The 21,271-nt window shown below is 53.1% G+C and carries 16 protein-coding genes; 7 read left to right on the plus strand and 9 right to left on the minus strand.

What is annotated here, in order from left to right:
* Nucleotides 1–46: 46 nt before the first annotated feature.
* The 3 genes from lon (at nt 47) to KHS78_RS10875 (ending at nt 5,279) form a co-directional block, all read left to right on the plus strand.
* Nucleotides 47–2,473 carry an endopeptidase La gene (gene lon / locus KHS78_RS10865; protein WP_211828319.1) on the plus strand — a complete coding sequence of 809 codons (2,427 nt, stop codon included), beginning with the start codon at nt 47–49 and terminating at the stop codon, nt 2,471–2,473.
* A 354-nt stretch (nt 2,474–2,827) separates the two neighbouring features.
* Nucleotides 2,828–3,100: a nucleoid-associated protein HU-beta gene (gene hupB, locus KHS78_RS10870; RefSeq protein ID WP_211828321.1), complete on the plus strand. Its 273-nt coding sequence runs from the start codon at nt 2,828–2,830 to the stop codon at nt 3,098–3,100.
* A gap of 271 nt (nt 3,101–3,371) precedes the next feature.
* Nucleotides 3,372–5,279, plus strand: a complete 1,908-nt coding sequence (locus KHS78_RS10875) for a SurA N-terminal domain-containing protein (RefSeq protein ID WP_211828323.1) — start codon at nt 3,372–3,374, stop codon at nt 5,277–5,279.
* A 63-nt stretch (nt 5,280–5,342) separates the two neighbouring features.
* Here the strand turns inward: KHS78_RS10875 and fabI are convergent, their stop codons facing one another.
* From fabI to gloB, 8 genes are all read right to left on the minus strand, one after another.
* Nucleotides 5,343–6,137 carry an enoyl-ACP reductase FabI gene (gene fabI / locus KHS78_RS10880; RefSeq protein WP_211828325.1) on the minus strand — a complete coding sequence of 265 codons (795 nt, stop codon included), beginning with the start codon at nt 6,135–6,137 and terminating at the stop codon, nt 5,343–5,345.
* A gap of 70 nt (nt 6,138–6,207) precedes the next feature.
* Nucleotides 6,208–7,797 carry an ABC transporter ATP-binding protein gene (locus KHS78_RS10885; RefSeq protein ID WP_211828334.1) on the minus strand — a complete coding sequence of 530 codons (1,590 nt, stop codon included), beginning with the start codon at nt 7,795–7,797 and terminating at the stop codon, nt 6,208–6,210.
* Nucleotides 7,794–8,810: an ABC transporter permease gene (locus KHS78_RS10890; RefSeq protein WP_211828336.1), complete on the minus strand. Its 1,017-nt coding sequence runs from the start codon at nt 8,808–8,810 to the stop codon at nt 7,794–7,796. The genes KHS78_RS10885 and KHS78_RS10890 overlap by 4 nt, the downstream gene beginning before the upstream one ends.
* Nucleotides 8,810–9,901: a microcin C ABC transporter permease YejB gene (locus KHS78_RS10895; RefSeq protein ID WP_211828338.1), complete on the minus strand. Its 1,092-nt coding sequence runs from the start codon at nt 9,899–9,901 to the stop codon at nt 8,810–8,812. The genes KHS78_RS10890 and KHS78_RS10895 overlap by 1 nt, the downstream gene beginning before the upstream one ends.
* A gap of 85 nt (nt 9,902–9,986) precedes the next feature.
* Complete coding sequence (locus tag KHS78_RS10900) at nt 9,987–11,789, minus strand: extracellular solute-binding protein (RefSeq protein WP_211828340.1); 1,803 nt, start codon at nt 11,787–11,789, stop codon at nt 9,987–9,989.
* 16 nt (nt 11,790–11,805) lie between these two features.
* Complete coding sequence (locus KHS78_RS10905; protein WP_211828342.1) at nt 11,806–13,692, minus strand: extracellular solute-binding protein; 1,887 nt, start codon at nt 13,690–13,692, stop codon at nt 11,806–11,808.
* A gap of 74 nt (nt 13,693–13,766) precedes the next feature.
* The gene (locus KHS78_RS10910) at nt 13,767–15,374 is read right to left on the minus strand and encodes a lytic transglycosylase (RefSeq protein WP_211828344.1); all 1,608 of its coding nucleotides are present in this window, start codon (nt 15,372–15,374) and stop codon (nt 13,767–13,769) included.
* 101 nt (nt 15,375–15,475) lie between these two features.
* Nucleotides 15,476–16,255: a hydroxyacylglutathione hydrolase gene (gene gloB / locus KHS78_RS10915; protein ID WP_211828345.1), complete on the minus strand. Its 780-nt coding sequence runs from the start codon at nt 16,253–16,255 to the stop codon at nt 15,476–15,478.
* 81 nt (nt 16,256–16,336) lie between these two features.
* On the opposite strand from gloB, the gene KHS78_RS10920 reads away from it, so the two are divergent.
* From KHS78_RS10920 to dnaQ, 3 genes are read left to right on the plus strand one after another with little or no spacing between them, the layout of a single operon-like run.
* Nucleotides 16,337–17,116 (plus strand): class I SAM-dependent methyltransferase, encoded by a 780-nt coding sequence (locus tag KHS78_RS10920; RefSeq protein WP_211828347.1) that lies wholly within the window; start codon nt 16,337–16,339, stop codon nt 17,114–17,116.
* Between the two features lie 21 nt (nt 17,117–17,137).
* Entirely contained in the window at nt 17,138–17,605 is a 468-nt protein-coding gene (gene rnhA / locus KHS78_RS10925) for a ribonuclease HI (protein ID WP_211828363.1), read from the plus strand.
* Nucleotides 17,605–18,318: a DNA polymerase III subunit epsilon gene (dnaQ, locus tag KHS78_RS10930; protein ID WP_211828370.1), complete on the plus strand. Its 714-nt coding sequence runs from the start codon at nt 17,605–17,607 to the stop codon at nt 18,316–18,318. The genes rnhA and dnaQ overlap by 1 nt, the downstream gene beginning before the upstream one ends.
* A gap of 447 nt (nt 18,319–18,765) precedes the next feature.
* On the opposite strand, the gene nhaB is transcribed toward dnaQ, so the two are convergent.
* A complete protein-coding gene (gene nhaB / locus KHS78_RS10935) occupies nt 18,766–20,226 on the minus strand; it encodes a sodium/proton antiporter NhaB (RefSeq protein ID WP_211828373.1) in 1,461 nt (486 codons plus the stop codon).
* Nucleotides 20,227–20,437: 211 nt separating this feature from the next.
* Here nhaB and KHS78_RS10940 point away from each other — a divergent pair, with 211 nt between their 5' ends.
* Entirely contained in the window at nt 20,438–21,250 is an 813-nt protein-coding gene (locus KHS78_RS10940; RefSeq protein ID WP_211828375.1) for a crotonase/enoyl-CoA hydratase family protein, read from the plus strand.
* Nucleotides 21,251–21,271: the final 21 nt, after the last annotated feature.

Raw genomic sequence — 21,271 nt, forward strand, 5'->3', positions numbered from 1 at the left:
CAGCGTGTTCTCTGACCGTCAGGAGTATCAGAAGAGAGGGCTGCGTATGGAAAATCAGGATCTCACCCGCTGCCATGAGACGGTGGAGCTACCGCTTTTGCCACTCCGGGATGTTGTCGTCTATCCCCATATGGTTATTCCATTGTTCGTCGGCAGGGATAAATCGATCAAAGCCCTTGAAAAGGCCATGGCCGGTGATCGCCGTGTGCTGCTTGTGGCTCAAAAGAATGCTCAGGATGACGATCCGGGTCCTGATGAAATCTACGAGGTCGGTACGCTATCAACCATCTTGCAGATGTTGAAACTGCCTGACGGAACGGTGAAGGTTCTGGTGGAAGGGGCCGCAAGAGCTAATATTGCCGAATTCCGTGATTGTGGTGACTATTGCGCAGCACTCGCTGATGTTCAAGAATCCTTTCCGGTTGAAGCGCGGCGCTCTGAAGTTCTGACGCAGACGCTCTACAACAAATTTGAGCAGTATGTGCAGCTCAGCAAAAAGGTGGGGACAGAAGTCCTGAACTCCCTCACTGAAGTCGATGACCCTGAGAGACTGGCAGATACCGTTTCTGCCCATATGGTCCTCAAGATAGAAGACAAACAAAAGATTCTGGAAGTTGACGACATCTTTGAACGGCTTGAGCATCTGATCGCACTGATCGAAACCGAGATTGATCTGCTTCAGGTTGAGAAGCGGGTGCGTGGTCGCGTCAAGAAACAGATGGAAAGGAGTCAGCGGGAGTACTATCTGAATGAGCAGATGAAGGCCATTCAGAAAGAGCTGGGCAGTATCGAGGATGGTGTCGATGAGTTTGATAGCCTCAAGGAGAAAGTAGAGGCTGCTGGCATGACCGCTGAAGCGCTCGATAAGACCATGTCTGAGTTGAAGAAGCTGAAGCAGATGTCACCGATGTCAGCAGAAGCAACAGTCGTTCGTGGTTATATAGACTGGATGCTGAGTATCCCCTGGAAAAAACGTAGCAAAGTTCGCCATGATCTGAAAAAAGCGGAAACAATCCTCAATGAGGATCATTATGGTCTGGAGGAAGTTAAGGATCGTATTCTTGAGTATCTGGCGGTTCAGCAGCGTGTTCGTAAGATAAAAGGGCCTGTTCTGTGTTTGGTTGGGCCGCCTGGAGTGGGTAAAACGTCACTGGGAGAGTCTATAGCCAGGGCGACCAATCGTAAGTTTGTACGCATGGCACTGGGTGGTGTGCGCGATGAAGCTGAAATTCGCGGCCATAGAAGGACCTATATTGGCTCCATGCCTGGTAAGCTGGTACAGAAAATGGCCAAGTCGGGCGTCAAGAATCCGCTCTTTCTTCTGGATGAAATTGATAAGATGGGCTCTGATATGCGCGGTGATCCAGCATCTGCGTTATTGGAAGTGCTGGATCCAGAGCAGAACAACAGCTTCAATGACCACTATCTGGAAGTGGATTACGATCTCTCCGATGTCATGTTCGTCTGTACCTCCAATTCCATGAATATCCCGGCGCCGCTGTTGGATCGTATGGAGGTGATCAGAATTCCGGGTTATACCGAGCAGGAGAAGATCAATATCTCTGAACGGTATCTGTTGCCTAAGCAGCTCAAAAATGCCGGTTTGAAGAAGGGCGAAACCCAATTTGATGAGAATACCATTCGTGATCTTGTACGTTATTACACGCGCGAAGCTGGTGTTCGGGGATTAGAGCGGGAAATTGCCAAAATATGCCGAAAGCTGGTTAAAGAGCAGGCGTTAGGTGTTCATGATGTGCCTGGTCAAATCGTGCCAGACGATCTTGATCATTATTCCGGCGTTCAAAAGTTTACCTATGGCCTCGCTGAGGAAAAGGATCAGATTGGTCAGGTAACCGGTCTGGCCTGGACTCAGGTGGGTGGTGAATTGCTGACGATTGAGACCGTGGCGACTAGCGGGAAAGGCCAGGTTATCAAGACGGGGTCACTGGGCGATGTCATGCAGGAGTCTATTCAGGCCGCAATGACTGTTGTGAGAAGTCGGGCGCCTGTGCTTGGTATCAAACCCGATTTTCATGAGAGCCACGATGTTCATATCCATGTCCCGGAAGGCGCGACACCGAAGGATGGTCCTAGTGCGGGGATTGCTATGTGCACGGCACTGGCCTCGGTATTCACCGGTATCCCGGTACGTGCGGATGTGGCGATGACCGGGGAGATTACCTTGCGCGGTCAGGTTCTGGCGATCGGTGGTTTGAAAGAGAAACTGTTGGCAGCTCACCGTGGTGGGATAAAAACAGTGATCATACCTTCCGAGAACAAGAAGGATCTCAAAGAGATTCCGGATAATATCAAGCAGGATCTTGAAATCTGCCCGGTTAAGTGGATTGATGAAGTGCTGGAGCTGGCATTGAAATTTATGCCGGAGCCGCAGTCAAAAGATCAGGACGCCGCCGTCGAGGATGCGAAGGGGAAAGCCGAGACTGCCCGTGGCGACTTGGTCAGTACACATTAAAATCTTCTTTTAACCTGTAGCGGGCCTAAGCTCGCTACAGCTGTTTTTGGGTAATATTCTTCGATTTTCTACACGGCCTGCCGGAAAATAGTCTATTTATACTGATTCTGTATCTCTGAAACCCTTGCAGGGCGGGGCTTTCTTGACAGTGACTGAAGCGTATTGGTATAAAACTTTGCGGTTTTTGCAGGTCAAAATGTATGGCAGTTCCTTCCGGTATGCCCATTCAGTCATCACCCCCTTTGTTGGTTAGTGTGTGACAGAAGTAGCCGGAAAAACTGGTGAAGCACGTACCACGATGGCTGAGCCCTTGCGTAGACCATCGAAACACCATGTCACAAGAAGGGGAATGAAGTGAACAAGTCTGAACTGATCGAGACAATTGCTGAGTCTGCGGATATCCCGAAAGCCGCTGCCGGTCGCGCGCTGGATGCGGTTGTAGATTCCATTACCGGCGCACTGAAGAGCGGTGATCAAGTGGCGCTGGTTGGTTTTGGTACGTTTGCGGTCAAGGAGCGTGCTGCACGTACCGGCCGTAATCCTCAGACGGGTCAGCCGATCCAGATCGCAGCAGCCAAGATCCCCAGCTTCAAAGCTGGCAAGGCGTTGAAGGACGCCGTTAACTAAGATAACCGACGCTCACCCTTTAACGCGAATGGTGATCCCTGTCAGGAGGCTATTGCGTACGCACAAACGGGTATGTGCAGGGGGTTGAGATAAAAAAAGGCGTATCCATGGATACGCCTTTTTATTATTATTCACTACTTTTCATCCTATGACGTGCACAGTAGGCCTTGGCCGGCGATGCCCGCGGAGTCTGAAGCAGGGATTGGCCGGTTGACTATCAGGTTGTTGCATTCATACAGAATTCGATTCACAGGACGTTGTTGAGGTTTCTATGCTGCAAAACATGAGGGATAAGGCCCAGGGCTGGATCGCCAAGGCGATTATTGCCTTTATTGCCTTTACCTTTGCTATCTTCGGTCTGGAGTCACTGGCTCCGAACCCTAATAACCCTGAAGTCGCCGAAGTAAATGGTCAGGAGATCACCCAGCAGCAACTGATGCAGGCGGTTGATCAGCAGCGGCGGCTATTGATGCAGCAGCTGGGCGGCAATTTTGATCCCTCCATGTTCAATGACCAGATGCTGCAACAGGCTGCACTGGAAGGTTTGATCCAGAAGGAAGTCGTCCGCCAGTATGCGGACAAAGTGGGGATGTCCATCTCAGCCCAGAGCGTTGATCAACTGATCCGTTCAACACCGGAATTCCAGGTGGATGGGCAATTTGATGCCAACCGTTTCCAGCAGTTGGTACGTTCTCTCGGTATGACGCCAGTGCAATTTCGGCAATATCTCCGAGAAGAGCTACTGGCATCTCATATCCGTGCCAGTATTGCCGGCTCCGAATTTGCCACGCCGTATGAAGTACAGATGCTGACAGATATACAGCAGCAGACCCGTGATGTTGCCTGGCTGACGTTGGATGTCGCTGCTGCACGAAAGGCTGTAAAGGTTGATGAAGAGACCATTACCTCTTATTACCAGGATCATCAGGCTGAATATATGACGCCTGAGCAAGTCAGCCTGGAGTATGTGGTTCTGGATCGCTCCAAACTGGCGGAGCAGATTGAGGTCAGTGAGGCTGATATCAAGGCGCGCTATGACGCGCGTGTGGCTGATCAAAAAGAGAAGGCTGACAATACCGTCACCGCGTCCATGATATTGCTTGAGTCCAGTGAGACCCGCGACGAGAAAGCAACCCTCGCCCTCGCAGACGAACTCAGGCAGCGTATGAATAAGGGCGAAGACTTCTCAGTACTGGCTCGCGAGTATTCCGAAGAGCCTGATTCTGCTGCCAAGGGTGGTGATCTGGGTGCTGTTGAGACCGGTTTCCTTGGAGCCGCCTTCGATGAAGCCCTGGCTGCACTGACCAAGGGCGAAGTTTCCCAGCCCGTATTAACCGATTTTGGTGTGGTGTTGATCAAGCGTACTGCAGGTACTGAGGTTGATATTCCCACGTTGGCAGCTATGCGGAATGAACTCGTCAGGGAGTTTAAGGAAAGTGCCGTCGATCCTTTGTTTGTTGAGCAATCCCAGAAGCTGGCAGATATCAGCTTTGAGGCGGCGGATCTCCAGCAGCCAGCTGAAGAATTGGGTCTCGACGTGCAAGCGACTGACCTGTTTGGTCGTCGTGGTGGCGAAGGGGTTGCAGAAAATCGTGCGGTTATCGATGCGGCTTTCAGTGATGATGTTCTGAACCTCCAGGCGAACAGTGAGCCTTTGGATATTGGTCCTGGTAAGGTTGCGGTTGTTCGAATCAAGGAACATAAACAGCCGGAAGTGAAGCCATTGTCTGATGTTCGTGATGCTATCGTTGCACAGATTCAGCAAGAACGTGCTGACCAGCAGCTGAACGACAAAGCCGGTGCGATCCTTGCCGAGCTTGGCGCTGGCAAAACGGGTGCTGAGGTTGCCGAGGCCTATGCGGCAGAGTGGCAGATCAAAGAAAACGCCAGACGCGGTGAAGAGGGCGTGCCCCAGCAGTTACTCATGGATGCGTTTAAATTGCCGCATCCGCAAGCAGGCATGGCCAGTTACGGAAAAACGGCGTTGCCGAATGGCGATGTGGTTGTGGTTGCCGTAAACAAGGTGGTGCAGGGAACGGAGGCCGTTGAGTCTGAGCAAGTGCAGACGATTGGCAATATTCTTTCCATGCGGATGGGAGAAGCGCTCTTTGGCGAGTATCAGCAGGATCTGAAAAATACTGCGGATGTTAAGCGATTTGCGCAAGACTCAGAAAGCTAAGTTTTTCATGCAGATAAAAAAGGCCGGATTCTCCGGCCTTTTTTATCCTTAGTAAATGCAGGACTACTCTGGCAGTTGCCCCATCGCGGTGATGTTGAAGCCGCCATCGACATAGGTAATTTCACCGGTAACGCCACTGGCGAGATCAGAGCAGAGGAAGGCCGCCACATTGCCGACTTCGAGCTGCGTGACGTTCCTGCGCAGTGGTGCCCGTTCTTCATTATGGGCCAGCATCTTGCGGAAGCTGTTAATGCCGCTGGCTGCCAGGGTACGGATGGGGCCGGCAGAGATGGCATTGACCCGGGTGCCTTCTTCACCCAGGCCGGTTGCCAGGTAACGGACACTGGCTTCGAGACTGGCTTTGGCCAGGCCCATCACGTTGTAGTTGGGCATGGTGCGCTCAGCGCCAAGGTACGACAGGGTCAGTAACGCGCCATTACGTCCCGCCATCATCTGACGGCCGGCTTTGGCCAGTGCGATGAAGCTGTAGGCGCTGATGTCATGGGCAATGCGGAAGCCGTCACGGGTGGTGACATCGGCAAAATTACCGCTGAGCTGGTCGCCCGGTGCAAAGCCTACGGCATGGATAATGATGTCCAGGCCGTCCCATTGCTTGGCCAGTTCAGTAAATACGGCCTCGATTTGTTCATCGTTGGCGACATCACAGGGGAAACACAAATCAGGGGAAGAGCCCCACTGCTCAGCGAATTTCTCTACTCGCCCCTTCAGTTTTTCATTCTGATAGGTGAAGGCCAGTTCGGCGCCTTCCCGGTGCATAGCTTCTGCGATGCCGCTGGCAATAGACAATTTGCTGGCAACGCCCACGATCAGTGCACGTTTTCCCTTGAGAAAAGCCATCTGGAATTCCTTTATATCGACAAATTCCGCCAGTATAGAGAAACCATCAGCCGGTTTCGATAACGGCACTTTATTTTATGTAATTATCTGTCAACGAAGCCTGCAGGAGCTGGCGTGTATAGGCTTGGGCGGGGTGTTGGAACACGTCTTCCGTATTACCGGATTCAATAATTTCACCATGGAGCATGACTATGATGCGATGGCTAACGGCCCTGATAATGGCGAGGTCATGGCTGATTATCAGATAGCTGAGATGATGTTTCTTTTGTAACGCTTTGAGAAGGTTGATGATTTGGCACTGTACTGTTCGATCCAGCGCAGAGGTGGGTTCATCAAGTATCAGTACTTTGGGCTTAAGCACCAGCGCCCGGGCAATCGCGATTCGCTGGCGTTGTCCGCCGGAGAATTCGTGGGGGTAGCGGTTCAGAATGGTGTCCGGTAGCTGAACATCCTGAAGGGCGCTGATGACCTGTTGCCTGATCATATCCGGATTGTCAGGGCAATGGATGTGAAGCCCTTCAGCGACGATTTCTTCAACCGTCAGTCGGGGGCTCAAGCTACCAAATGGATCCTGAAAGACGATCTGGAGGTGGCGACGGAAAGGGCGGAATGCTTTACGTGACAGCTGGTCAATGTTTTGCTGGCGAAGTTGAATGTTGCCCGAGAAGGGCTGCAACTTCAGGAGTGCGCATGCCAGCGTTGTTTTCCCCGAGCCGCTTTCTCCGACCAGTCCCAGGGTTTCACCGGCTTTTAACACCAGTGATACATTACGAACGGCATAATGCCAGGACTTAATGGTACCCAGAACCCCCTTTTTTTCAGGAAAACGTACCGTGATCTCTGATGCACGCATTACGTCAGGTGCGTTTGGCGGAAGAGGAGAGGCAGAGCCCTGGGGGGTGGCGTTAATCAATGTTTTGGTCAATGGCTGTTGGGGATCATGCAATACGGATTCAACGGCCCCTGATTCAATCATCTGCCCGTCTGCCATGATAGCAACCCGTGATGCATGGTGTTTGACCAGGTTCAGGTCATGGCTGATTAATAGTACGGAGAGGTCGTACTCATCCCGTAAGCTGTCCAGTAGCGCCAGAATCTTTTGTTGGACGGTGACATCCAGTGCAGTCGTAGGCTCATCCGCAATCAACAGGTCGGGACGGTTGGCCAGTGCCATGGCGATCATAACACGCTGGCGTTGGCCGCCGGATAATGCGTGGGGCAGGGCATTATATTTCTGTTCAATCTGCTTGATGCCTACCCGTTCAAGGAGTGCGAGTGTCTCGGTTTTCGCCTGTCGGTCGCTCAGTCCCTGGTGGCGTATCAGGGTTTCACTGATCTGTCTTCCCGCCGTATGGAGAGGATTTAATGCGCTCAGGGGCTCCTGGAAGATCATGCCGAGTCGGTTGCCGCGCAGGTTCGCTAGTGCCTGGTTTCCAAGCGTCAGCAGATTGTGTCCTTGGAAGTGTATATGACCAGAAGCGCGGGTGTGGTGGGGCAGTAATCCCATAATGCTGAGGGCTGTCAGGGTCTTGCCTGAACCTGATTCGCCCACCAAAGCAACGGTTTCTCCCGCTTCAATGGAGAATGACAGCGATTTCACCAGCTCTTTCTGGCTATCGTGCAATCGCACGGATAAATCCGCTATGTCCAGCAGGCTCATACAGTGGCTCCTGCGTCCATGGCATCTCTGACCGCTTCACCGATAAAGACCAGTAGCGTCAGCAGGACTGACAGAGCCAGGAAGGCGGTAATGCCCAGCCAGGGAGCCTGCAGGTTGTTTTTGCCCTGGGCAATCAGCTCGCCGAGGGACGGTGAACCAACAGGCAGGCCAAAACCCAGAAAGTCGAGGGAGGTCAGCGTACTGATCGCGCCGGTGAGGATAAACGGTATAAAGGTCAGGGTGGCGACCATCGCATTGGGCAGGATATGCCTGAACATCAGCCGGGTATCGGTGACGCCCAATGCTCGTGCTGCCCTGACATAGTCCAGGTTTCTGCCTCGAAGGAATTCTGCCCTGACGACATCGACCAGGGCTGTCCAGGAGAACAGCAGCATGGTGCCCAGTAGCCACCAGAAACCGGGTTCAACCAGGCTGGCCAGGATGATCAGCAGGTAGAGCATCGGAAGACCTGACCATATTTCAAGGAAGCGTTGTCCAAACAGATCGATGCGCCCGCCATAGTAACCCTGGAGTGCCCCCGCCACGATGCCGATCAGGGTGCTGAACAGGGTCAGTATCAGGCTGAAGAGGATGGAAATCCTGAGTCCATAGATAACCCTAGCCAGGACATCACGTCCCTGGTCATCCGTGCCCAGCCAGTTCTCGGAAGAAGGGGGCGCCGGTGCGGGCTGATCAAAATTGATGGTATCGTGCGAATAGCGTATCGGGGGCCAGAGTATCCAGCCCTGCTGAAGGATTTGTGCTTGGATATCCTGTTCCCGGTAATCTGTGCGGAGTGGTAGGTCGCCACCAAAAGTGGTTTCCGGGTAGTCAAACAGGACCGGCACATGGAATTGGTTTTCATAGCGAACCAGCAGGGGTTTGTCGTTGGCAATCAGCTCTGCCATGAGTACCAGGGCAAATAACATCAGGAACAGGCATAAGGAGGCATAGCCCCGGCGATTTGCCTTGAATCGTTGCCACCGTTTCTGATTATGAGGTCGCAGCCGCATCAGTAACCCCTTGTCTCGAAATCAATGCGAGGGTCAACCAGAACATAGGTCAGGTCACCCAGCAGTCTTGCGATGAGCCCGAGTAGTGTGAAGATATAGAGTGTTCCGAACACCACGGGATAGTCCCGGCTGATGGCGGCTTCAAAACCGAGCAAGCCCAATCCATCAAGGGAAAAGACCACTTCAATCAGCAGGCTGTTGGTAAACAGGATGCTGATCAGCGCCGCAGGAAAGCCGGCAATAACGATCAGCATGGCGTTGCGAAACACATGGCCGTAGAGCACTTGCCGCTCATTGAGTCCTTTGGCACGTGCTGTCATCACGTATTGACGAGCCATCTGGTCCAGGAAGGCGTTTTTGGTCAGAAAGGTGAGCGTGGCAAAACTGCCAAGTACCATGGCTGTCAGCGGGAGAGCCAGATGCCAGAAATAATCAGCCACTTTACCTGCTAACGACAGCGTGTCGAAATCATCGGACACCAGTCCCCGTAACGGAAAAAGTTGCCAGTAGCTGCCACCTGCAAAAAAAATGATCAGAAATAATGCCAGCAGAAAGCCCGGTACGGCATAACAGATTGTAACCAGCGTACTGCTCCAGACATCAAAGTGACTGCCGTGTCGCACCGCCTTACGGATGCCCAGGGGAATGGAGAGGGCGTAAACCAGCAGGGTGCTCCATAGCCCGAGAGAGAGCGAGACTGGCAATTTCTCTGCAATGAGTTCAATAACGGAAATATCACGGTAGAAGCTGCTTCCGAAATCGAAGGTCAGGTAGCTGTACATCATCCGGACGAAGCGCTCTACGGGTGGCTTGTCGAAACCGTATTGTGTTTCTATTTCCCGGATAAGGTCAGGGTCGAGTCCTCGGGAGCCTCGGTATTCACTGCTTTGATCCATTAACGGCTGCTGGATTTCACTGCCAGCATCCCCGCCGATGCGACCGGTAATGTCGGTATCCAGTCCTTCCAGCTTGGCGATCATTTGCTCGACGGGGCCACCGGGCGCCGCCTGGACAATCGCAAAGTTGATTAGCATGATGCCAAACAGTGTGGGTATAAACAGCAGGAGTCGTCGGGCGATATAGGCTCGCATCAGTTTAACCGTCAGGGGTTATTAAATGGCTGGGCTTTGTTGCATTATTGCCCGGCTTCATGCCGTTTGATGGGGTGAATGTGTTTTAGTCTAGCGTTTGAATATCAGGTGTGCGCAGCCACCAAGTGGTGAGGTCTATGCCATAACCGGGCAGTGTGTCGGGGTGCCTGAGTCTGGCGTGATAGGCAATGTGCCAGTCGGGCATGTAAAACAGGGGAACAACCTGGTATTGCCAGAGTATGGCGCGCTCCATAGCGTGCAACCTGGCTTTCAATGCTGCTCGACTGCCGGCCTGCGGAATACTGGCGCACAGGGCGTCTACAGCGGGATTGTTGATTGCGGCCAGATTCAGACTGCCGGGAATATTCACGACACCGCTGTGCCAGAAGTTGCATTGCTCCGTGCCTGGCGATGGCGTATGACGAAAGGTATGGACAATAAGGTCATAATCATACTGGCGGACGCGGTTTAGATAGAGCGCGCTGTCTATCGTCCTGATATTCAGCTGAATACCTGCTTCAGCCAGGCGTTTGCGCTGCCCTTGAAATAAACGCTCCAGCTCTGGCTGATGAAGGAGTAACTCCAGATGGACGCTTTTGCCTGATGGGGTTTTTAGCTGGTTTTTATCGATGTGGTAGCCGGCGGTCCGTAGTATCTGATGGGCATACTTGAGGCGTTGTCGACTGCTTTGGTTTGCAGGGGCTGGGTGCCAGGGGGTTGTAAACAGGGGGGCTTGCAGGACGTCCTTATAGGGCATCAGTAAGTTTTTTTCTTCTAGGCTGGGCATGTTGTCTGGCAGGCTCAGATCGGTACCGGAAAACAGGCTCAGAGCCCGGCTAAACTCATTGTGAAGCAAGTGATTGATCATCCAGTCCGGTTCGAGTAGCCAGGTGATAGCTTCGCGGAGGCTGCGATCTTTCAGTAGCGGTTTACGGGCATTAAAGACCAGAGAGAGTGTCTGGGGGTTCTGGTTTCGATGCTTCTCTTGCACGATTTCTCTGCTTAGAAGCGCTTTTTGATTGTATCCCTGCTGCCAGTGTCGCGGATTCTCTTCGATGCGTATATCAATACTGCCGTTATTGAAGGCTTCCAGTGCAACAGTCTGGTCACGGAAGTAGTCAACCCGTACCCGGTCGAAATTATATCGCCCACGGTTAAAGGGGTGGTCAGAGGCCCAGTAATCCTTGACGCGTTCATAAATAACATAACGGCCGGGCTGGAAATCCGTAACCCGATATGAGCCGCTCCCGACTGGCGGCTGCAGGTCGCTGTGAGAAAAATCACGATGGCGCCACCAGTGCTCAGCCAATACTGGAATTTGTCCAAGGATAAAGGGGAGTTCCCGGTTGTGGCCGGTTTTGAAGGTGAACAGCACCCGGTCACGGGATGTGGCGGTGACTGAGTCGATGTCAGCATAAAACTGTCGCCAGAAGGGGGAGCCTTTCTCAAGAAGAGTGTTGAAGCTGAAGACAATGTCTGCAGCGGTGATGGGCGCTCCGTCCTGAAAGCGGGCGTCCGGATTGAGTGTGAAGGCCACCCAGCGGTTATCATCCGGCCGCTCAATATGTCTGACGATCACACCGTACTTGCTCAGGGGCTCATCCACTGTTCGACTCAGCAGGGTGTCGTGGAGAAAGAGGCTGCCAAAGGCCTCTTTACCTTTGAGGATGTAGGGATTAAAGCTGTCAAATGTACCCGTCGCATGGAGATGCAAGGTGCCACCTTTGGGTGCGTCGGGATTGACGTAATCAAGGTGAGCATAATTGGCAGGGTATTTCGGATTACCATGGAGGGCTATGCCGTGGCTGATAGTCGTCTCTGCGGATAAGGCTGCTGTGGCGGTCAGCAGTATGACGCTGACGACAATGCGGAAGCTGTTTGGCAGCATGCTGATGATATCCCTCTTAATCCGGCTTGTGCGTGGGGTTGTGAGCGCGCGCGGTCTGCTCCCACCAGTGGGCAAAACTGAACCCATACTGTGGCAGCGGGTCGGGATGCTGGAGTCTGGCCTTGTAGGCGATGCGCAGCACAGGGCTATGCCAACCCGGGATAATGTAATGCCGCCACAATAAAACCCGGTCAATGGCTTGGGCGTGGCTGTGCAGCGCATGAATACCACGGGCGGTCAACAAGCCGGAAATCAGCTGGTCAATGACGGGATCTTCGATACCGGAAAAATTCATACTGCCGGGTTGTCGAGCGCTGGAAGAATGAAAGAAGTCGATGACTTCTGGTCCGGGCAACATGCGCTGGGGGATCGGGTAATGTATGAGGTCAAAGTCAAACTGCTTCAGTCGCTGACGGTACTGGCTGGCATCCAATGCTCTCAAGGTGACGTGGACACCAATGTCAGCAAGATTCTTAATAAAATGTTGAACGATACGCTCCAGCCCTTTTGAGGGGTGAATAATCTCGAAATGCAAAGGCATTCCCTGAGCATTAACCATACGATGATCCCGGTAAAGCCAGCCAGCCTGTTCAAGTAACTGGATGGCCTGACGTTTGGCGGCAGCAGGATGGGATGTTTCGCGGTGAGTCGGTAGCGGGTCTGAAAATAATCTCGCAGGGAGTTGTTTCCGGAAAGGTGTTAACAGATTGAGTGTCTTTGGATCAGGGCTATCCCATAACTGGTTCTGAAGGAACGGGAAGATACTCTGATTTCGCTGATAACTTTGATAAAAAAGCAGGCGGTTGATCAGATTGAAATCAAACATCAGGCTGACTGCTGCGCGTGTTGACTCGTTGTTAAACGGAGGGCGACGCGTATTAAAAAAGAATGCCCTGATGCCTCCCGGACTGGATAGAGGGATTTCCAGTTTTTTTATTGCCCCGGTTTTAATGGCTGGATAGTCATAGGCGCTGTGCCAGTTCTTGGCAACGGTTTCAATGTAAGCATCGAAGGCGCCTGTCTTGAAATGCTCAAAGGCGACATTAAGATCCCGGTAGAAGTCTATGATTATTCGATCAAAATTGTATTTTCCCCGGTTGATCGGCAAATCCCGCCCCCAGTAATTGGCCACCCGTTCGAAGACCAGCTGTTTACCTGGAATCACCCGTGTAATGCGATAGGGGCCGGAATTGAGGGGGGGGATCAACGGGTCAGTCGTCTGAAGTGGGTTTGGAATGTTTTTGTTGGTAAAGGACGATTTTGATAGTACCGGCAGTTCCGCCAAGGTATAGAGCTGGGCGCAGTGATTTTCAGAAGTGAGATCAAAACGGATTGCATGTTTACCCGTCACTTCCGCACGCTCGACTATTTGGTAGGCCAGTTGATAGCGGGGATGCCCCCATTGCCGCAAGGCCTGAAATGAAAACAGTACATCTTCCGGTGTGACGGGGCTCCCGTCGTGAAACTTGGCTTCAGGCCTGAGATGGAAGGTCATCCAGGCACAGTTTTCAGGGTAGGTGACAGACTCTGCCAGCAACCCATAGGCGACCTGCATTTCATCGGAGGACAGTTGGAATGCATGACTACCTGTCATCAGGGTCTCATTAAATTCACTGACACCCAGTAGGGAAAAGCCGGGTAATGCCGATGGCGCATTGCCTTTGAGAAGGTAGGGGTTGAGTGAATCGAAGGTGCCATAGGCCATTAATCGCAGGGTGCCGCCTTTGGGCGCATCCGGATTGACTGTTGCAAGATGGGTGAAATTTGCCGGGTACTTCAGTGGTTCATGGAGTGAGAATCCATGAGAATGGATAATATCGCCTTGAGGGCGAGCAGTATCGGCCTGTGCAACCCCAATATCAGCCAGAAGGAAGGCGGTGAGTGCGATAAAAAAGGCGTGCACGTTTTGGAGAATCCCCCTGCTGATTGGATGCTTATCCAACTATAGCAGGGGGTGCGGAGCCTACGATTTCAGTGTCAGTTGGTACTGGTTACATCCACGTAGAGGGTGAGTTGTTGGCCCGGCTGAAGGTATTTGCCCGGCAAGGTGTTCCACTGCTTGATCTGGTTCACCTTGACGTTGAACCGCCCGGCAATCAGGGAGAGGTTGTCGCCATTTCGAACCTGGTAGTTAACCTTGCGGATAATGCCGGAATTCTCTTTGCCGGGTTCAGTCCAGATGACCAGTTGCTGACCTGCGCGCAGTGTGTCAGTGGGAGCCATGCTGTTCCACTTAGCCAATGCCCGGACGTTGACGTCATATTCTTTAGCAATCAGCCAGAAGCTGTCGCCCGGTTTCACCTGATACTGCATTTTCTGTCGACCACTGACAGAACGGCTTTGTCGCGCCAGTTTCCGTTGTTCTGCACTGAGTGCATAGGCTTCGCTGTCCTCGGAGGGCACCGGGATCAGCAGGGCTTTACCTGCAACAATGGTATTGCTGGTCAGGTTGTTGACCTCCTTGATCAGGTCAACGGACGTCTGGTAGCGCTTGGATATCGTCAGCAGACTGTCGCCAGAGCGAATGGTGTAACGCTGCCACTGCAGGCGGCGCTCTGCTGGCAGGCTAGTCAGTACCTGACGGAAGTGATCGGCCTTGTCGATGGGTACCAGCAGGTGGTGCGGCCCTTCGGGATCGGTCGCCCAGCGATTGAAGCCCGGGTTCAGGCGATACAGCTCATCAATGTCTATTTTTGCCAGTGAGGCGGCGCGAGCGAGGTCAATCTGCTGCCCGGTTTCGACCACATCAAAATAAGGTTTGTTGGCGACGCGGTTCACGGTGATGTTATGGGTATCGGAATCCCTGACTATTTTGGAGATCGCAATCAGTCGGGGAACATAAGCGGTCGTTTCCCGCGGCAGGCTGAGTGACCAGAAATCCGTCGGCTTGCCTTTCTTGCGATTCTTGCGGATGGCAGAGGCCACCGTGCCTCTGCCGGCATTGTATGCGGCAAGGGCCAGCTCCCAGTCATTGAATTCGTCGTGAAGTTCCTGCAGGTAATCCAGCGCCGCATCGGTTGAGGCCAGGATGTCACGGCGTCCGTCATACCACCAGTTCTGTTTCAGCCCATAATGGCGCCCCGTTGAAGGGATGAACTGCCAGAGGCCCGCAGCGCGGCCGTGGGAGTAGGCAAAGGGGTCAAAGGCGCTTTCCACCACGGGCAGTAGCGCCATCTCCATAGGCATATTGCGCTCCTGGACCTCTTCAACAATGTGGTAGAGGTAAGGGGAGGCGCGGTTGATTACACGGTCAAAGTACCCTTGATGGCGGCGGTAGTAGTGCAGTTCCGCCCGGATTCTCGGTTCATCCTGGTCGAGGTTCATGGCCAGGCCGGGAATAATGCGATCCCAGAGATTGGTGATAACCACCGGTTTTGGTGCAGGCGGTGTTTTCGCTTTGCCGTGTTGTTCGCCGGCCGTTTGTGCTGAACCCGTGCCGACAGAGGAATTCGCGGTTTCTGGCGATTGTTGCAGAGGGGATGTCTGACATCCTGCCAGTAGACTCAGAGCCAGAACGGCGCCTGCAACCGGGCTTATCCGGCCTAAGGCGCGCGAAGGGGATTTCGTTCGATTCGCTTCTTGCATTGGGTACCGTGATTGTTGTTGTGCGTCAATAGGGGCGCTGGTATTGATCGACGCGCACCAGTGAATGACTGTAGTTTCTCATAACAGTATATCCCTGGTAATCAGAAACTGTCTTTCCAGCGACGTATTGCTGCAAAGGTGTCCGTATCGTCTGTCATAGTGCGGCCAGAAAACTGCTCTGCCGCGGCTTTGATGGTTGCCTGACTGGACCGCAGGAACGGGTTGGTGGCCCGTTCCGTGGCCATATCCGATGGCACCGTGGATTTGCCGCTTTGGCGGAGTACTTCTGCTTCGGTCAGGCGTTGCTGGAGTTCCGCATTATCTGTTTCAACCGTCTGTGCAAAACGCAGATTCGCCAGCGTGTATTCATGGGCACAGTAAATCTGGGTTGAGTCTGGCAACGCTGACAGCTTGGTCAGTGACGCCAGCATCTGTGCGGGCGTACCTTCAAAAAGCCGTCCACAGCCACCGGCAAACAGGGTGTCACCACAAAACAGGATTGGGGGCTGTTGCTCAGGCTCGCCGTAATACGCTATATGGCCCGCTGTATGCCCCGGCGTTTCGATAACCCGGAATGTACAGCCATGGAGCAACAGCGTATCGTTCTCAGACAGGGGGTGTGTCAGGTCGGGGATTTGCTCATTGGCCGGCCCATAAACCGGCACATTGTGGTGTGCAAGCAGCGTCCGTATACCACCGGTATGGTCACCGTGATGATGAGTGATCAGTATGCCCGCCAGTTCCAGATTGTTGTCACGGCAGGCTTTGAGTACGATGTCACCATCACCCGGGTCAACGACATGGCAGAGGCGGCTGTCTGGATCAGTCAGCAGCCAAATATAATTGTCATTGAAGGCCGGAAGGCCGGTTACGTTGATCATGGGCGTCTGGTGTGCTCTGAAACCGGGATTACTGGCATCCTATCGGTTTGCCAGTTGACTTCCAATAGTAACGGATACCGAATGTTCGGACATAGCTCGTCAAAAAAGACCGAAACATTTGCTGACCAGCTGCCTCTGGCGAGGCAATGGCTGGCCACGGGGAAGGGGCGTTATCTCCTGGCATCGGAAGAACGCATGCTGCAGGCCATGCTGCCGCGTATCTTTGGCCATCATGCGGTAATGCTGGGTATTTGCCCGGATGGAAAGCTGCTCGACTACAGTCAGGTGGTGCACGGGACGGTGCTGACACCGCTGGCTGAGGCGCCGTCAGAGTCGGTCATTCGGCTGGATGTCAATGAATGGCCCGTGCAACCACGGAGCATGGATCTGGTGCTGTTACATCATGTGCTGGAATTTTCAGAAAAGCCCCACAGAGTGCTTCGCGAAGCCTGTCGAACCATTGTGCCTGGCGGGAAGCTGGTTGTTGTCGGTTTTAATCCTCTGAGTTTGTGGGGCATATACCGCCTGTTCGGTATGGGGGCTAACAGTATCATGCGCCGCGGACGCTATTTTCATCATCGGCGCATTGAAGACTGGCTGACATTGCTGAATTTCAGTCGCTGTCATTTGCACTATGGCGGTCACCTTTACCCGTTCTGCTCTCATCTCAAGCCCAGTCACCAGTCCTGGCTTCAGAATCATGCCGGGCTCAGGAAGTTGCCGACGGGGAGCTTTTATATGCTGGTGGCCACGAAAGATCGTGCGGGAATGACCCGCTATCATTCACGCTGGCAGGCGTCCCATAAGCGCCTGCTGGGGGCATCTTATGCCCGAAATACGGCATCCCGGGATGCAATGTAACACGCAGGGAGTTTACCAAGAGTGTCTGATGCGTCTGAGAACCGATCCGCCAAGGTAGTCGAAATATTCACCGATGGCGCCTGTAGTGGCAATCCAGGTCCTGGCGGATGGGGTGTTCTGTTGCGCTATGGCGATACAGAGAAAACGCTGTATGGTGGGGAAGCCCAAACCACCAATAACCGTATGGAGCTGATGGCGGCCATAGAAGGGCTGGCGGCCTTAACACGGTCCTGCCAGGTTCGCCTGACGACGGATTCCCAATATGTCCGCAAAGGGATCACGGAATGGCTCAAGGGCTGGAAGCGCAATAATTGGCGAACCGCCGCCAAACAACCCGTTAAGAATGTCGATTTGTGGCAGCGCCTGGACAGTGAGGCAGCCCGTCACCAGGTGGAGTGGTGCTGGATCAAGGGTCACAGTGGTCACAGAGAGAATGAGATTGCCGATGAGCTGGCGCGTCGCGGCATTCCGAAAGCAGGAGATAACTGATGTCAAGACTGGTCGTGCTTGATACGGAAACCACTGGTCTGGAGCCTTCACAGGGACACCGGATCATTGAAATTGGGTGTGTGGAAGTCATTGGCCGCAAGTTAACCGGTAACCATTATCACGTTTATATCAATCCGGACCGTGAGGTTGATGCGGGTGCCATGGAAGTGCACGGTATCACCAATGAGTTTCTGGCAGACAAACCACGCTTTCACCAGATTGCAGAGGAATTCCTGGCCTTTGTGAAGGGGGCTGAGCTGGTAATTCATAATGCGCCGTTCGACGTGGGCTTTATTAACCATGAATTTGGAAAGCTGAAGCCATCACCGGGGCAGATCGAAAGCTACTGCAAGATCACAGACAGCTTGGTGTATGCACGGAAGAAGCATCCGGGCCAGAAGAACAGCCTGGATGCCCTCTGTAAACGGTATGGCGTCGATAACTCGTCCCGAACGCTGCACGGCGCCTTGCTGGATTCTGAAATCCTGGCCGATGTTTACCTCTACATGACGGGTGGGCAAACCAGCCTGTTGCTTGGTGCCCAGTCTGATTCGGACGCGGAGGGCGATGATACTGTCATCCGGCGTTTGGCTGCGGATCGTCCAGCGATCCCCGTTGTTATGGCAACGGAGGGCGAGCTTCGTCTTCATGAGGAAAAACTGGCTGAAATTAGCAAAAAAAGCGGTGGTAACTGCCTCTGGCAGGTAGGGTAGAATGCTATTGTGACCCTTGATAGAGAACTATAATTTTATAAAAAACGCGTTGATCTTCTTATTAGATTCACATCATGGATTTAGGGCTAAAGGAATAGCACATGTCGAGAATTGATGGAAATAATGGGTCAGGATATAACGCAGGCCGCATTCAGTCTCAAGAGCCGGTGATCGCCACCAAAGGAAGTCGGCGGATAAGGCTGGTTAGTGGTAGGGCTCATTGTTCTTCCTCACCTTCTTGTTGCCCTAAGCGTCCATTATCCTCATACAGCTGTATGCAGGAAATTTTGCGCGATTTACCCAGTGCCAAAGCCCGTAATAAGCCTTTGCCCAAGCACATTCCACTCTCAGAGCGGAGAGTGATGCTTCAGGAGCGTCGTAATCGTGGGCTTTAATCCGTTCAACAGTGGCGATATTGTCATTGCCACTGTTGAATCATCCTATCTGTTATGTCAGCAGCCAGGTTGTACAGGCCAGTCCTGAAATGGTTAACACGATCGTGTAGGGCAATGCCATCCACACCATACGGCTGTAAGAGAGCCCAATCAGCGGCGCCAGCGGTGAGGTCAGCAGAAACAGGAACGCAGCCTGCCCGTTGGGGGTGGCAACGCTTGGCAGGTTGGTGCCGGCGTTGATGGCAATGGCCAGTTTTTCAAACATCTCCCGTGTCAGCAGGCCGTTATCGAACGCAGCACGGGTTTCCTCGATGTAAATCGTGGCAACAAAGACGTTGTCACTGATAGAAGACAAAATGCCATTGGCCGCAAACATCATACTGGTTTGCTGTTCTTCCGGCAGGCTGTGAACCCAGGCAATCAGGGGACTGAACAGGTGCTGTTCGTGAAGCATGGCCACAATCCCGAAAAAGACTACCAGCAGCGCGGTGAACGGCATGCCGTCGCGAAATGCCTCTGCCAGTTGTTCTTCCCGGTTATTGCCGTTTAATGACGTGGTTAGGATGATGATCATTAGACCAATCAGGCCGATTTCTGCTAAATGCAATGCCAGCGCGGTAATCAATAAAACAGCGGAGAGTGCCTGTATGGAGAGTGTGAGTTTGTCGGTGTCACGGCTGCCGGTCAGGTCACCCAGGGAAACGCTGTGGAGGCAGGTCTTCACCGTTTCAGGCATGGTGATTCCATAGCCGAACCGCCTGGAACGCTCCAGAAACAGGCAGGTAGCCAGCCCTAGCACAAAGACCGGGAGAGAAACCGGCGCCATCTGAGCGAGAAATTCCATGAAGTCCCAACCCATCTGTTCACCGATGAGCAGGTTCTGGGGTTCGCCGATCAGTGTGAACACGCCGCCGAGCGCTGTTCCGACGGCACTATGCATCATCAGTCCGCATAAGAAGTCACGGAATTGCTGAAAATCCGTGTTGCTGATGGTGTCGGATTGTCTGGCATGCTGGATGAGCCCATGAAAACCGGTCGCCACCGTAATGATCACCGCCGTGACGGTCAAGGCATCCAGAAAGGCTGAGAGAAAAGCGGCTGACGTCGTAAAGGCCAGGGCCAGCATAGCCTGACTTCGGGTTTCGGTCAGGATCTTGCAAAAAACCACCATCAGCAAGTCTCGCAGAAAGTGGATGGCCGTTACCATGAAGATCAACAGCAGTAATACCGGGAAATTGTTCAGAACTTCCCGGTAAAGGTTCTCGGGTGTGGTCAGGCCCAATACCAGTGCCTCAATTAACAGCAGGCCACCGGGTTGTAGTGGAAAGGCTTCCAGCGCCATGGCCAGGGTGAAAATAAATTCCCCCAGTATCACCCAGGCGCAGACCTGCCCGCCGGCAAAGAGCCAGATAACGGGGTTCACGATAAGGAAGAGGAGAATAGTTTTTTTATACCAGACGGGACTATCACCAAGAAAACGATGCCCAAGGGTGGGCCATACTGCAGCAGTCATAAGTATGGTTTTTCCGTGATATGAATGGAGTTGGAGTGCTTGAGCTTGGCACGTCCTTTTGATTGTTCAATGTGAGAACGTCTGTTTTTGCTGGAATGGGGAAAGTGTGAGGCGGTTAACTGAATCCCGGGGTTACTCTGTTACGGTTGGGAAAGCCTTGATATAGTTGGCGCGTTCTTCCCACCCGATCCAGAAAAACGGGAGTTGCAGGATGTCCGATTATAAAACCTTCGAGGTGGAACAGATTGATAAGGTGGCGCACGTCAGGCTGAACCGTCCTGATAAGGCCAACGCCATGAGTGAAGACGTCTGGCGGGAGATTCACGCTATTTTTGACTGGGCTGATACTGAGCCCTCCGTCCGTGCGGTTGTTTTCAGTGCCAATGGCAAACATTTCAGCGCCGGAATTGATCTGGCCATGATGGCTGGCCTGGGTGCTTCTCTCGGCAAGGACGTCGGGCGTAACGCCCGTCTGTTGCGACGTAAAATCATGGAGCTTCAGGACGCCCTGAGTGCGATCGAACGCTGCAGTAAGCCGGTGCTGGCGGCAATACAGGGGTGTTGTTATGGCGGTGGTATTGATCTGGTCGCAGCCTGTGACATGCGCTATTGCACAGAAGATGCCCGTTTCTGCATCAAGGAAGTGGACATTGGCATGGCGGCGGATGTCGGTACATTGCAACGGCTTCCCCATATCATCAGTGATGGCCTGATGCGTGAACTGGCCTACACCGGTCGGGTGATGGACAGTGATGAGGCCGGCAGGGCGGGCCTGGTGAATGCGGTGTATCCGGATCACGGCAGTCTCGTTGATGCCGTATTGGAGAAAGCCCAGCTGATTGCGGCCAAATCCCCCATTGCCGTGCAGGGTACCAAGGAAATGCTGATTTATACCCGTGACCACTCAGTTGAGGAAGGGTTGAATTACGTGGCCTCCTGGAATGCGGCCATGCTGCAATCGGATGATCTCAAGCAGGCCATCATGGCGCAGATGTCCAAACAAACCCCTGTCTTTGATGATTGAGGCATACGACGACAAGGAGTA

The organism is Kistimonas asteriae, from assembly GCF_018263925.1.
Lineage (GTDB): Bacteria > Pseudomonadota > Gammaproteobacteria > Pseudomonadales > Endozoicomonadaceae > Kistimonas > Kistimonas asteriae.

Bases quoted from the DNA above. Each gene is read 5' to 3' on its own strand.
- lon (WP_211828319.1), top strand. From the start codon at position 47: ATGGAAAATCAGGATCTCACCCGCTGCCATGAGACGGTGGAGCTACCG.
- KHS78_RS10890 (WP_211828336.1), bottom strand. From the start codon at position 8,810: ATGCGGCTGCGACCTCATAATCAGAAACGGTGGCAACGATTCAAGGCA.
- KHS78_RS10920 (WP_211828347.1), top strand. From the start codon at position 16,337: ATGTTCGGACATAGCTCGTCAAAAAAGACCGAAACATTTGCTGACCAG.
- KHS78_RS10900 (WP_211828340.1), bottom strand. From the start codon at position 11,789: ATGCTGCCAAACAGCTTCCGCATTGTCGTCAGCGTCATACTGCTGACC.
- gloB (WP_211828345.1), bottom strand. From the start codon at position 16,255: ATGATCAACGTAACCGGCCTTCCGGCCTTCAATGACAATTATATTTGG.
- KHS78_RS10895 (WP_211828338.1), bottom strand. From the start codon at position 9,901: ATGCGAGCCTATATCGCCCGACGACTCCTGCTGTTTATACCCACACTG.
- KHS78_RS10875 (WP_211828323.1), top strand. From the start codon at position 3,372: ATGCTGCAAAACATGAGGGATAAGGCCCAGGGCTGGATCGCCAAGGCG.
- nhaB (WP_211828373.1), bottom strand. From the start codon at position 20,226: ATGACTGCTGCAGTATGGCCCACCCTTGGGCATCGTTTTCTTGGTGAT.
- KHS78_RS10940 (WP_211828375.1), top strand. From the start codon at position 20,438: ATGTCCGATTATAAAACCTTCGAGGTGGAACAGATTGATAAGGTGGCG.
- KHS78_RS10885 (WP_211828334.1), bottom strand. From the start codon at position 7,797: ATGAGCCTGCTGGACATAGCGGATTTATCCGTGCGATTGCACGATAGC.
- dnaQ (WP_211828370.1), top strand. From the start codon at position 17,605: ATGTCAAGACTGGTCGTGCTTGATACGGAAACCACTGGTCTGGAGCCT.
- KHS78_RS10910 (WP_211828344.1), bottom strand. From the start codon at position 15,374: ATGCAAGAAGCGAATCGAACGAAATCCCCTTCGCGCGCCTTAGGCCGG.
- fabI (WP_211828325.1), bottom strand. From the start codon at position 6,137: ATGGCTTTTCTCAAGGGAAAACGTGCACTGATCGTGGGCGTTGCCAGC.